Below are 13,376 nucleotides of genomic sequence, written 5' to 3' on the forward strand. Positions count from 1 at the left end.
AGGAAGCCTTGAATATGAACTCCTCCATCGCCGCTCTGCCTGTTTCTGCCCTGTCCTGTGCCAATGAAGCGCTGACCCAGCGTTTGCCCAGTTCCCTTGAACTCAAGCATCAACTGCCCCTGAGCCCATTCCTGAGCGAGCAAATCCATGCTCATCGCCAGGCCGTGCGCGCCATCCTTAACGGTGAAGACTCCCGCCTGCTGGTGATCGTCGGCCCGTGCTCGATCCACGACCCGGAATCGGCCATGGAATACGCTCGCAACCTGAAGAAGCTGGCCCATGACGTCAGCGACCAGATGCTGCTGGTGATTCGCGCCTACGTCGAAAAGCCCCGCACCACTATCGGCTGGAAAGGCCTGGCCTACGATCCGCACCTCGATGGCAGCGACGACATGGCTGCCGGCCTGACCCTGTCCCGGGAACTGATGCGCGAAATGCTGCGCCTGGGCCTTCCCGTTGCCACTGAATTGCTGCAACCCATGGCTGCCGGCTACTTCGACGACCTGCTCAGTTGGGTCGCCATTGGCGCGCGCACCACCGAATCACAGATCCACCGCGAGATGGCCAGCGGCCTGGGCATGCCCGTGGGCTTCAAGAACGGCACCGACGGCGGCGTCGCCATCGCCTGCGACGCGATGCGCTCTGCCAGTCACCCGCACCGCCACTTCGGTGTCGACAGCCAGGGCCATCCGGCGATCATCCAGACCCCAGGCAACCCCGACACCCATCTGGTGCTGCGCGGCGGCCATCGCGGGCCAAACTACGACCGCCAGAGCGTGGCCCAGGTCAAGGCCGACCTGGCGAAAACCAAGGTCGCGCCACGGATCATGGTCGATTGCAGCCACGCCAACAGCGGTAAAGACCCATTGCGCCAGCCAGCGGTATTTAACGACGTGCTGGAGCAGCGCTTACAGGGCGACACCTCGCTGATCGGCATGATGCTGGAAAGTCACCTGTTCGAAGGTTGCCAGCCGCTGAGCCCGTCGATGCACTACGGGGTCTCGGTGACCGACGGTTGCCTGGGCTGGGAGAGCACCGAGCAATTATTGCGTGAAGCCGCACAGCGCCTGCGAGCACACCATGAGATTAACGCCTGAAATGAGCCCCCATGTGGGAGCTGGCTTGCCTGCGATAGCATCCCTGCGGTGTTCCTGAAACACCGCGCTGCCCATATCGCAGGTAAGCCAGCCCCCACACCGAACCGGTTTCCCCCATAAAAACAGTGGAACTTTGCCGGGAAATAACCGCCTGAATCCGGTAGGCTCACCTTTTTTATTCAAGGAGTTACCCCCATGGCCAAAGCTACCGCCCGCCACATCCTGGTTGCCACTGAAGACAAGTGCAACGAACTGAAGGCCCAAATCGAAGGCGGCGCCGATTTCGCAGAGATCGCCAAAGCCAACTCCAGCTGCCCATCCAGCCGTCAGGGCGGCGACCTGGGCTCGTTCGGTCCAGGCCAGATGGTCAAAGAATTCGACACCGTGGTGTTCAGCGCCCCGGTCAACACCGTACAAGGCCCGGTGAAAACCCAGTTCGGTTACCACCTGCTGGAAGTGACCAGCCGTCAGGACTGATCAGTTCGCCCTTATGCTTAACAGAACGGCCCGCCTTTTGGTGGGCCGTTCTGTTTGTGTGACAGCATGGTGACTGGCGAGGCGTGCGCCGTTAGCGTACAAATCCCCTTCCTTCTTCACCCGGCGCTCAAGGCTGATAATGCGACTGGTTTTTTCTGCTCTGATTGGCTCTACCCTGGCCCTGCTGCTGGCAAGCACGGCCGTGATCGCGGCACCGCAACCGTCGCTGACGGTGTACGGGGAACCTGCAAAATACCCCGCCGGCTTCAGCCATTTTGCCTATGCCAACCCCAACGCCCCCAAGGGCGGTAGCCTGCGACGCTCGGCCATCGAGATTGGCCGCTATGACCATGTCATGCCCTACATCGACAAAGGCATCGGCGTCAGCCAGATCGACGGCTGGGTCTATTCGCCCCTGGCCCAGCGCTCCCTGGATGAGCCCTACACGGTCTACGGCCTGGTGGCAGAAAAAATGGAACGCTCAGACGACGGCCTGTCCCTGCGTTTCTACCTCAACCCCAAGGCACGCTTTGCCGACGGCCAGCCCATCACCGCCGAGGACGTGCGCTACAGCTACAACCTGCTGATGACCCAGGGCAGCCTGCGCTACCGGACGCTGTTCGCCGACGTCAAGCACGTCGAAGTGGAAGGCCCACGACAAGTGCGCTTCGACTTCTCCAGCAATGAAAACCGCACCCTGCCCCTGGACGTCGCCACCTTGCCGGTCTTCCCCGAGCATTGGTGGAAGACCCGCGACTTCGCCAACGGCGGCGGCTACGAAGCACCGTTGGGCAGCGGCCCCTACCAAGTGAGCAAGGTCGATTCCGGCAACACCATCAGCTTCAAGCGTGACCCCAATTGGTGGGGCAAAGACCTGCCCGTCAGCCGTGGTCTGTATAACTTCGATCACCTGAGCCTTGAATACTTCGGCGACACCGAAGTCGCCCGCCAGGTCCTGCGCGGCGGCGCCTACGATTTCAACCGCGAATTTTCCGCCACCGGCTACTCCATCGGCTACAACGGCCCGGCCCTCGACGATGGCCGCCTGCAACGGGCGCACCTGGCCAAGGACGCGCCGCAACCGGCCCAGGGCTACGTGTTCAACGTGCAAAAGCCGATGTTCAAGGACCGCCGCGTGCGCCAGGCCCTGGCAATGCTGTGGGATTTCGAATGGGCCAACCGGCAGATGATGCGCAACCTGTACATCCGCCAGCAAAGCTACTTCTCCAACAGCCCCTTGGCCGCCACCCAACTGCCGAGCGCTGCCGAACTGGCGATCTTGGAACCCTTGCGCGGGCAGATTCCTGAAGAGGTCTTCACCCAGGTGTTCAAGGCCCCGACCACCGACGGCACCGGGATGATCCGCGACAAACAGCTGCAAGCCCTGGCCCTATTGGAACAAGCCGGCTGGAAGCCCGACGGCGACAAACTGGTCAACAGCGAAGGCGAGCCGCTGGAGTTCACCTTCCTCAACGCCCAGGCCGGCCTTGAGCGCTTGCTGTTGCCCTATAAACGCAACCTGGCGCAGATCGGCATCACCTTCAATATCCGCCGTATCGACTCCTCGCAGTACGTCAACCGCGTCATGGCCCGGGACTACGACATGATCGTCACCGGCTTCCCGGTCACCACCTCACCGGGAATGGAGCTGTACAACTATTTCGGCTCGGCCGCCGCCTTTGATCCCGGCGCCAACAACTACATCGTCCTCAAGGACCCGGCCGTCGACAGCCTGATCTCCGGGCTGGTCAAGGCCACCACCCAGGCGCAGATGCTCACTTATGCCCACGCCCTGGACCGGGTGCTGCAATGGAATTACCTGTGGATCCCCAATTACTACCCACCGGGCACCTCCGCCGCGTGGTGGAACCGCTTCGGCCGCCCGGCGGTGGAAGCCAGCAATGACGAAGCCCTGGAAACCTGGTGGCAAGTCAGCTCCACGCCGCTGACCAACGAACAGATGAAAGCCGAGCTGATCAAGCGCGGCCAACCGGGAGGAGCCCACTGATGTTTGCCTATATCGTGCGGCGCCTGCTGCTGATCATTCCCACCCTGGTGATCATCCTGCTGGTGAATTTTGTCATCGTGCAAGCCGCACCGGGCGGCCCCGTGGAACAGGCCATTGCTCATCTGCAAGGCATCGGTGGCGGTGGCATCGGTGGCGGTTCCGGGGAAAGTATCAGCAGCGGCTCACGGGCCAGCCGTGGCCTGGACCCGAAACTGATCAAGGACATTGAAAAACAGTACGGCTTCGACAAACCGGCGCCGGAACGCCTGTGGCTGATGCTCAAGAACTACGCCCAACTCGACTTCGGCAACAGCTTCTTTCGCGGCGCGACCGTGGTCGACCTGATCCTGGAAAAAATGCCAGTGACCATTTCCCTCGGGCTCTGGGCCACATTGATCACCTACCTGGTGTCGATCCCTCTTGGCATTCGCAAGGCGGTCAAGCATGGCAGCCAGTTCGATATCTGGAGCAGCACCGCCATCGTGATCGGCTATGCGATGCCGGCGTTTTTGTTCGCGATGTTTCTGATCGTGGTGTTTGCCGGGGGCACTTCACTGAACTGGTTCCCGGTGCGTGGGCTGGTCTCGGAAAACTTCGACCAGTTGAGCACCGTGGGCAAGATCGCCGACTACTTCTGGCACCTGGTGCTGCCGGTCAGTGCTCTGGTGATCGGTGGTTTCGCCACCTTGACCATCCTCACCAAAAACTCGTTCCTCAATGAAATCACCCGCCAATACGTGGTCACCGCCCGGGCCAAGGGCCTGAGCGAACGCCGAGTGTTGTACGGCCACGTATTTCGCAACGCCATGCTGCTGGTGATCTCGGGCATTCCCCAGGCCTTTATCAGCGTGTTCTTTGCCGGCTCGCTGTTGATCGAAGTGATCTTCTCCCTCGATGGTCTGGGCCGCATGAGCTACGAAGCGGCCGTGTCCCGGGATTATCCGGTGGTGTTCGGCTCGCTGTTTATCTTCACCCTGTTCGGCCTGCTGATAAAACTGATCGGCGACCTCTGCTACACCCTGGTGGACCCACGTATCGACTTCGCCGGGAGGAATGCCTGATGCTCAGACTGTCTCCCGTGGCCCGCCGACGCTTTGAACGATTCAAGAAAAACCGCCGTGGCTGGTGGTCGCTGTGGCTGTTTATCGGCCTGTTTATCCTGACCCTCGGCGGCGAGCTGATTGCCAATGACAAGCCTTTGGTACTCAGCTATCAAAACTCACTGTATTTCCCGGCCTTCAAGCGCTACACCGAGCAGCAGTTCGGCGGCCAACTGCCGTTCCAGGCCGACTACCGCAGCGAGTACGTGCAGCAATTGATCAAAAAGGACGGCGGCTGGATGCTGTTCCCGCCGATTCCCTTCAGCGACGACACCCCCAACTACGAACTGACCCACCCTGCACCCAGCCCGCCCTCTTCGGTGAACTGGCTGGGCACCGACGATCAGTCCCGTGACGTGTTGGCGCGGGTAATCTTCGGTGCTCGGGTGTCGATTCTGTTTGCCCTGGCCCTGACCGCCATCAGTGCCGCGATCGGCATCGCTGCCGGGGCGTTGCAAGGCTATTACGGTGGCTGGGTCGACTTGCTTGGCCAGCGGATATTGGAGGTGTGGTCCGGGTTGCCGGTGCTGTACCTGCTGATCATTCTCTCGGGGTTTGTCGAGCCCAACTTCTGGTGGCTGCTGGGCATCATGGCGCTGTTTTCGTGGCTGGCCCTGGTGGACGTGGTGCGCGCCGAATTCCTCCGTGGGCGCAACCTTGAGTACGTCAAGGCCGCGCGAGCCCTGGGCCTAGGCGATGGCAAGATCATCCGCCGGCATATCCTGCCGAACGCGATGACCGCCACCTTGAGCTACTTGCCGTTCATCTTGACCGGGGCGATCTCCACCTTGAGCGCCTTGGATTTTCTCGGTTTCGGCATGCCGGCGGGCAGTGCTTCACTGGGTGAACTGATCGCCCAGGGCAAACAGAACCTAGAAGCGCCATGGTTGGGGCTGACGGCGTTTTTCACCCTGGCGCTGATTCTGTCTCTGCTGGTGTTTATCGGCGAGGCGTTGCGCGACGCCTTCGACCCACGCTCATGAAAGGCAGCGAAACGATGACAGACACTCTGATCGAGATCCGCGACCTGTGTGTCGCCTTCAGCGGCCAGACCGTGGTGCGCAACCTGTGCCTGGATATCCGCCCCGGCGAATGCCTCGCGTTGGTGGGCGAATCGGGTTCGGGCAAGTCGGTGACGGCGCACTCGATCCTGCAACTGCTGCCTGAAGCCGGCACCCAGACCACAGGCTCAGTGCGCTATCGCGGCGAGGAACTGCTGGGCGCGTCGTCCTCGGCCCTGCAACAGCTGCGGGGTAACCGCATTGCGATGATCTTCCAAGAGCCGATGACCTCCCTCAACCCACTGCACAGTATCGAAAAGCAGATCGGCGAAACCTTGCTGCTGCACAAGGGCCTGGGCGGCAAAGCTGCGCAAGCGCGGATCCTCGAACTGTTGGAACTGGTGGGCATCCAGAAACCCAAGGAGCGGCTCAAGGCCTACCCCCATCAATTGTCCGGCGGCCAGCGCCAGCGGGTAATGATCGCCATGGCCCTGGCCTGCGAGCCGGAATTGCTGATCGCCGACGAACCAACCACCGCGCTCGATGTGACCGTACAGCGCAAGATCCTGGTGCTGCTCAAATCCCTGCAACAGCGGCTGGGTATGTCGCTGCTGCTGATCAGCCACGACCTCAATCTGGTCCGCAGCATCGCCCAGCGGGTCTGCGTGATGCGCGCCGGAGAAATCGTCGAACAGGCCGATTGCCAAACCCTGTTCAGCGCCCCGCAACACCCTTACAGCCGCCTGCTGCTGGACGCGGAACCGGCAGGCGTCGCGCTGTGCCGCGACCAGCGTGAGACGGTGTTGGAGGTCGATGACCTGCACGTGCAATTCCCCCTCGGCGGTGGGCTGTTTCGGCGCAAGCACTACCTGCGGGCGGTGGACGGTATCAGCTTGAGCGTGCAACGCGGCAAGACCCTGGGAATTGTCGGCGAGTCCGGCTCCGGCAAATCCACCTTGGGCCAGGCCATTTTGCGCCTGCTGGATTCCAGCGGTGGTATTCGCTTCCAGGGTGAGGCCCTCGACAGCCTGACCCACAAGCAGATGCGCCCATGGCGCAAGCAGATGCAGGTGGTGTTCCAGGACCCCTACGGCAGCCTCAGCCCGCGGATGTCGGTGGAACAAATCATCAGCGAAGGCCTGGAAGTCCATGCCCCGTGCAGTCTCAAGGACCGCGAAGCCCAGGTGATCCAGGTGCTGCTCGACGTCGGCCTCGACCCCGCCAGCCGCCATCGCTACCCCCACGAATTCTCCGGCGGCCAGCGCCAACGCATCGCCATCGCCCGCGCCCTGGTGCTCAAGCCGGCGCTGATGCTGCTGGACGAGCCCACCTCGGCCCTCGACCGCACCGTGCAAAAACAAGTGGTGGCGCTGCTGCGTGAGCTGCAGGAAAAGTACGGCCTGACCTACCTGTTTATCAGCCACGACCTGGCGGTGGTACGCGCCCTGGCCCACGACATGATCGTGATCAAGGACGGCAAGGTGGTGGAACGCGGGCCGAGCGATGAGGTGTTTGCCTCACCGCAGCATCCCTACACCCAAGAACTGCTAGCCGCTTCGCACGTTCCCCTGTAGCCGCTCGATGGTGTAGCCGCGCGACGGGTTGTAGCCGCTGTCGAGCGGCTACACACAAGGACAATCCGATATGAACACCACCGAAAGCCTCAAGGATTACCAACACGTTCGCGGCCTGGCGATCCAGTCGCTTTTCGAGATCATCGAGCAATCCAGCGAAGGCACGGTGATTGTCGACGGCGACGCCAACATCGTCTGGATGAACGAGCGCTACGCCCGACGCTTTGGCTTGAAAAGCGCTGACGAAGCCATCGGCCAACCCTGCGAACAGGTGATTTCCAACAGCCTGCTGCGCCAGGTGGTGCGCAACGACCGGCCGATCCTGCTGGATATCCAGGACACGCCCAAAGGCCCACTGGTGGTGATGCGCCTGCCGATCCATGACGACGCCGGCAAGGTGATCGGTGCCATCGGCTTCGCCTTGTTCGATGAATTGCGCAACCTGTCGCCGCTGATTGAGCGCTACCTGAGCATGCAACAGGAGTTGGCCTCTACCCGTTCGCTGCTGCGCTCACGCCAGAGCAAGTACAACTTCGCGCACTTTATCGGCACCAGCGCCGCCAGCCTGGAAGTCAAACGCCGCGCCCGGCGCAGCGCGAGTGCCGACTCGCCCGTGTTACTGCTGGGGGAAACCGGTACCGGCAAAGAGTTGCTGGCCCAGGCCATTCACGGTGCCTCGCCACGGGCGCATAAAGCGTTTGTCAGCATCAACAGCGCGGCGATTCCCCATGACCTTCTGGAAGCCGAGTTTTTCGGCACCGCCCCTGGCGCCTTCACCGGCGCCGACCGCAAGGGCCGTCCCGGCAAACTGCAAATCGCCCAGGGTGGCACGCTGTTCCTCGACGAAATCGGCGATATGCCGCTGCCGCTGCAAAGCAAGTTGCTGCGGGTATTGCAGGAGAAAGAGTTCGAGCCGGTGGGTTCCAACGAGATGATCCACAGCGACGTGCGGGTGATTGCCGCAACGTCCATGGACCTGCAAGCGGCGATCAAGCGCGGCGAGTTCCGAGCGGATCTGTATTACCGACTGAATGTGCTGCCGATCCAGGTACCGCCGCTGCGCGAGCGGCTAGATGACTTGCCGGCGTTGAGTGAAGCGATTCTGGAGGAGTTGCGCAGCCAGCATGAACTGGACCGCGAGGCGCTGGCGCTGTTGGCGCAACATGCGTGGCCGGGGAATATCCGCGAGCTGCGCAATGTGTTGGAGCGAGCGGCGTTGTTGAGCGATGACCTGGTGCTCAACGCCAGCGAGATTCGCGCGGCGATTGGTACGTTCAGTCCGGTGGAACGCGGTGCAGTGGTGGCGCAGGTTGAAGGGGAAACCTTCAGTGCGGCGCGGGAGCGGTTTGATCGGCAGGTGATTGGGGCGGCGCTTAGCAAATGCGAAGGTAATGTGGTGGAAGCGGCCAAGCATCTGGGCCTGGGCCGGTCGACCCTTTACAAGAAAATGGTAGCCTTGGGCATCACCTAATCTCACAAAAGAGACAAAATTCCATAAATGGAGATACTCCAAATGTGGGAGCGGGCTTGCTCGCGAAAGCGGTGTATCAGTGCCAGACAACCACCTGACACGCTGCTTTCGCGAGCAAGCCGGCTCCCACATTGGACTTGTGTCAGTCTCAAATTAGAGACAAAGACTGTTTCCCCGCCCAACAGATATAATATTTTGTATAAATATCAATAAGTTATAAACATGGCACACATCTCGCTATAGCCCCTCCCCAACGCCTCACCCCACAAAAATAACAATTCGATCTGGAGACACTCCATGAGTGTAATCATTGCCCTCGCCGCCCTCGGGCTGCTGATGCTGGCCGCCTACCGTGGCTACAGCGTCATCCTGTTTGCCCCCATCGCCGCCCTCGGCGCCGTGCTGCTCACCGACCCTTCCGCCGTCGCCCCCGCCTTTACCGGGGTGTTCATGGAAAAAATGGTCGGGTTTATCAAACTGTATTTCCCGGTGTTCCTGCTGGGCGCGGTGTTCGGCAAGTTGATTGAAATCTCCGGTTTCTCGCGCTCCATCGTTGCCGCCGCCATCCGCTTGCTGGGCACTCGTCAGGCAATGCTGGTGATCGTGTTGGTGTGCGCCCTGCTGACCTACGGCGGCGTGTCGCTGTTCGTTGTGGTGTTCGCCGTGTACCCGTTCGCCGCCGAGATGTTCCGCCAGAGCGATATCCCCAAGCGCCTGATCCCAGCCACCATCGCCCTCGGTGCGTTTTCGTTCACCATGGACGCGCTGCCCGGCACCCCACAAATCCAGAACATCATCCCCAGCACCTTCTTCAACACCACGGCCTGGGCCGCTCCATGGCTGGGCTTGATTGGCACGGTCTTCGTGTTCTGCACCGGCATGCTGTACCTGGCCCGCCAGCGCAACAAGGCGCAACGGGCCGGCGAAGGCTACGGCACTGAACTGCGCAACGAGCCGGAAACCGCCGAAGACATCAAGCTGCCTAACCCGTGGGTTGCCCTGTCGCCGCTGCTGCTGGTGGGGATCATGAACCTGCTGTTCACCCACTGGATCCCGCAGTGGTACGGCAAGACCCACAGCCTCAGCCTGCCGGGCATGAGCGCACCGGTGACCACCGAAATCGCCAAGTTAACCGCAATCTGGGCGGTACAGGCTGCGTTACTGGTGGGGATCATCATGGTGCTGGTGTTCGGCTTTTCGGCGATCCGCAGCAAGCTGGCCGAAGGCAGTAAAAGTGCGGTCAGCGGTGCGTTGCTGGCGGCGATGAATACCGCGTCGGAATATGGCTTTGGCGCAGTGATCGCCTCGCTGCCAGGCTTTCTGGTGCTGGCGGACTGGCTCAAGGGCATTCCCAACCCGTTGGTCAACGAAGCCATTACCGTGACCCTGCTGGCCGGCATTACCGGCTCCGCGTCTGGCGGCATGAGCATCGCCCTGGCGGCGATGTCCGAGAGCTTTATTTCAGCGGCCCATGCGGCCAATATCCCCCTTGAAGTGCTGCACCGGGTCGCGGCCATGGCCAGCGGCGGCATGGACACCCTGCCCCATAACGGCGCGGTGATCACGTTGTTGGCGGTGACCGGGCTGACCCACCGCGAAGCCTACAAGGATATTTTCGGCATCACGATCATCAAGACCCTCGCGGTGTTCGTGGTGATCGGTACTTTCTACGCCACCGGCATTGTGTGAGGTTTCCATGACGACTTTGAACGGCAAGACCGCCCTCGTGACCGGCTCCACCAGCGGCATTGGCCTGGGCATCGCCCTGAGCCTGGCCAAGGCCGGCGCCAATCTGATCCTCAACGGTTTTGGTGATGCCAGCGCAGTGATCGCCCAGGTCAAGGCCTTTGGCGGCAAGGTTGGCCATCACCCGGCGGACGTCAGCGACCCGGCGCAGATAGCCGAAATGATCGCCTACGCCGAGCGTGAATTCGGCGGTGTCGACATCCTGGTGAACAACGCCGGTATCCAGCACGTGGCCGCCGTGGAAGATTTCCCGGTAGAACGCTGGGACTCGATCATCGCCATCAACCTGTCGTCGGTGTTCCACAGCACGCGCCTGAGCCTGCCGGGCATGAAAGCCAAAGGCTGGGGGCGCATCATCAATATCGCCTCGGTCCACGGCCAGGTCGGCTCAGTGGGCAAGGCGGCCTACGTCGCGGCCAAGCACGGCGTGATTGGCCTGACCAAAGTGGTGGGCCTGGAAACCGCCACCAGCAACGTCACCTGCAACGCCATTTGCCCGGGCTGGGTACTGACGCCGCTGGTGCAGAAGCAGATTGATGATCGCGCGGCGGCAGGCGTTGATCCGCAACAGGCGCAACATGATTTGCTGGCGCAGAAGCAGCCGTCACTGGAGTTCGTGACACCGCCGCAGTTGGGGGAACTGGTGCTGTTCTTGTGCAGCGACGCCGGCAACCAAGTGCGTGGCGCCGCGTGGAATATCGATGGCGGTTGGTTGGCTCAGTAAACGCTCCCTTCAAAACAAAGGAGATCCAATGTGGGAGCACGCTTGTGTGGGAACGGGCTTGCTCGCGAATACGGAGTGTCAGGCAAATAGGTATCAACTGACCCACCGCCTTCGCGAGCAAGCCCGCTCCCACACAGGCCAGCTCCCACAGTTGACCTCTGTTGCTTGGCCGACTTCACACAAGAACAAGAGATTTCGCTATGTCCGACATCCTCTGGCAACCCAGCCCCGAGCGCATCCGCAACACTCGCATGGACAGCTTCCGGCGCTTTATCAATGATCGCCACGCCTTGCAGCTCACCGACTATTCAGCCCTGCACCAGTGGAGCATCGACCAGCGCCCGGACTTCTGGCAGGCGATTGTCGTCTTCTTCAACGTGCAGTTCCGCACCCCACCCAGCGCCGTGCTGGTCGAAGGTGTGCAGATGCCCAGCGCCCAGTGGTTTCCTGGCGCCACGTTGAATTTCGCCGAACACCTGCTGCGTCGTCGCGACGATCATCCCGCCGTGGTAGCCATCGGCGAAGACGGCCAACGCGAACAACTTACCTATGCCGAACTGGCCCACCACGTCGCCGGCCTGCAACGCAGCTTGCGCGTCGCCGGCGTGGGCATGGGGGACCGGGTCGCCGCTTGCATGCCCAATACCTGGCAAACCCTGGTGGGCATGCTCGCCACCACCAGCCTGGGGGCGATCTGGTCCGGTTCCTCGCCGGACTTCGGCACCCAGGGGGTGATCGACCGTTTCGGCCAGATCGAGCCCAAGGTACTGATCACCTGCGCCGGTTATCGCTACGCCGGCAAGGACATCGACCAGAGCACCAAGCTCAATGAAATCCTCGAACGCCTGCCGTCCCTGAAACAGCTGATCATCGTGCCTTATGCGCGCCCACAGGCACGGGTCGAGGATTACCGGACCCAGGCCAACGTCGCGCTGTGGAATGACTTCTACCAGGCAGGCGGCGAGCCTGAATTCGTCGCCGTGCCCTTCGATCATCCGCTGTACATCCTCTACTCCAGCGGCACCACCGGCGTGCCCAAGTGCATCATCCACGGCACTGGCGGCGTACTGCTGACCCACCTCAAGGAACACGGCCTGCATGCCGACCTGTCCCGCGACGATTGCCTGTTCTACTACACCACCTGCGGCTGGATGATGTGGAACTGGCTGGTGTCGGTACTGGCCATCGGTGCTACGGCAGTGCTGTATGACGGCTCACCGTTTCATCCAGGGCCGGAACGTTTGATGGAGCTGATCGACCAGGAAAAGATCAGCGTCTTCGGTACCAGCCCAAAGTTCCTCGCGACCCTGGAAAAGGCCGGCCTCAAGCCACGCCTGAGCCACAACCTGGGCAGCCTCAAGAGCCTCATTTCCACCGGCTCGCCCCTGTCGCCACACAGCTACGACTACGTGTACCGCGATATCAAACACGAGCTTTGCCTGTCCTCCATGTCGGGCGGTACCGATATCGTCTCCTGTTTTGTGATCGGCAACCCGGTGCTGCCGGTGCGGCGCGGCGAGATGCAATCCAAGAGTCTGGGCATGGCCATTGAAGTGTGGGATGACCAGGGCCGGCCCTTGATCGGTGAAAAGGGCGAACTGGTGTGCACCCGACACTTCCCGGCGATGCCTATCGGGCTGTGGAACGACCCGCGCCAGGAAAAGCTGCGGGCCTCCTATTTCAGCCAGTTTCCCGGCGTCTGGGCCCAGGGTGACTACGCCGAACAACGCCCCAATGGCAGCCTGCTGATCCATGGCCGCTCGGATGCGGTGCTCAACCCCGGCGGTGTGCGCATCGGCACGGCGGAGATTTACCGACAAGTGGAAAAAGTCCCTCAGGTGATCGAGAGCCTGGCCATCGGGCAGCGCTGGCAAGACGATGTGCGGGTGGTGCTGTTTGTGCGCTTGAACGACGGCGTCGAACTGGATGAAGCGCTGGAACACCAGATTCGCCAGGTGATCCGCGCCAATACCACGCCCCGGCACGTACCGGCGAAGATTCTCGCGGTAACGGATATTCCGCGCACCATCAGCGGCAAGATCGTCGAACTGGCGGTCAGGAACGTAGTGCATGGCGAGGTGGTCAAGAACACCGACGCGCTGGCCAACCCTGAAGCGCTGGAGCAGTTCCGTAACCGCGAGGAACTGGCGAGTGAATGAACGGTTTCAGCCCTGACGC

At 61.6% G+C, this 13,376-nt stretch carries 10 protein-coding genes; all 10 read left to right on the forward strand.

The annotated features are described in order from the left end of the window. Nucleotides 1–14: 14 nt before the first annotated feature. The 10 genes from HKK55_RS13175 (at nucleotide 15) to HKK55_RS13220 (ending at nucleotide 13,357) form a co-directional block, all read left to right on the forward strand. On the forward strand, nucleotides 15–1,097 hold the full coding sequence (locus HKK55_RS13175; protein WP_169355088.1) for a 3-deoxy-7-phosphoheptulonate synthase: 1,083 nt from the start codon (nucleotides 15–17) through the stop codon (nucleotides 1,095–1,097). A 195-nt stretch (nucleotides 1,098–1,292) separates the two neighbouring features. Continuing rightward, entirely contained in the window at nucleotides 1,293–1,574 is a 282-nt protein-coding gene (locus HKK55_RS13180; RefSeq protein WP_044274278.1) for a peptidylprolyl isomerase, read from the forward strand. 139 nt (nucleotides 1,575–1,713) lie between these two features. Then, nucleotides 1,714–3,582 (forward strand): extracellular solute-binding protein, encoded by a 1,869-nt coding sequence (locus HKK55_RS13185; RefSeq protein ID WP_169355089.1) that lies wholly within the window; start codon nucleotides 1,714–1,716, stop codon nucleotides 3,580–3,582. Next, nucleotides 3,582–4,643: a microcin C ABC transporter permease YejB gene (locus HKK55_RS13190; protein ID WP_169355090.1), complete on the forward strand. Its 1,062-nt coding sequence runs from the start codon at nucleotides 3,582–3,584 to the stop codon at nucleotides 4,641–4,643. The genes HKK55_RS13185 and HKK55_RS13190 overlap by 1 nt, the downstream gene beginning before the upstream one ends. Further along, on the forward strand, nucleotides 4,643–5,665 hold the full coding sequence (locus HKK55_RS13195) for an ABC transporter permease (protein ID WP_169355091.1): 1,023 nt from the start codon (nucleotides 4,643–4,645) through the stop codon (nucleotides 5,663–5,665). The genes HKK55_RS13190 and HKK55_RS13195 overlap by 1 nt, the downstream gene beginning before the upstream one ends. Nucleotides 5,666–5,679: 14 nt before the next feature. Next, the gene (locus HKK55_RS13200) at nucleotides 5,680–7,257 is read left to right on the forward strand and encodes an ABC transporter ATP-binding protein (protein WP_169355092.1); all 1,578 of its coding nucleotides are present in this window, start codon (nucleotides 5,680–5,682) and stop codon (nucleotides 7,255–7,257) included. A 70-nt stretch (nucleotides 7,258–7,327) separates the two neighbouring features. Beyond that, nucleotides 7,328–8,728: a sigma-54-dependent Fis family transcriptional regulator gene (locus HKK55_RS13205; protein WP_169355093.1), complete on the forward strand. Its 1,401-nt coding sequence runs from the start codon at nucleotides 7,328–7,330 to the stop codon at nucleotides 8,726–8,728. Nucleotides 8,729–9,025: 297 nt separating this feature from the next. After that, nucleotides 9,026–10,417, forward strand: a complete 1,392-nt coding sequence (locus HKK55_RS13210; protein ID WP_169355094.1) for a GntP family permease — start codon at nucleotides 9,026–9,028, stop codon at nucleotides 10,415–10,417. 7 nt (nucleotides 10,418–10,424) lie between these two features. Next, nucleotides 10,425–11,198 carry a 3-hydroxybutyrate dehydrogenase gene (locus HKK55_RS13215; RefSeq protein ID WP_169355095.1) on the forward strand — a complete coding sequence of 258 codons (774 nt, stop codon included), beginning with the start codon at nucleotides 10,425–10,427 and terminating at the stop codon, nucleotides 11,196–11,198. Between the two features lie 200 nt (nucleotides 11,199–11,398). Next, nucleotides 11,399–13,357, forward strand: a complete 1,959-nt coding sequence (locus HKK55_RS13220) for an acetoacetate--CoA ligase (RefSeq protein ID WP_169355096.1) — start codon at nucleotides 11,399–11,401, stop codon at nucleotides 13,355–13,357. Nucleotides 13,358–13,376 lie beyond the last annotated feature (19 nt).

The organism is Pseudomonas sp. ADAK18 (genome assembly GCF_012935695.1).
Lineage (GTDB): Bacteria > Pseudomonadota > Gammaproteobacteria > Pseudomonadales > Pseudomonadaceae > Aquipseudomonas.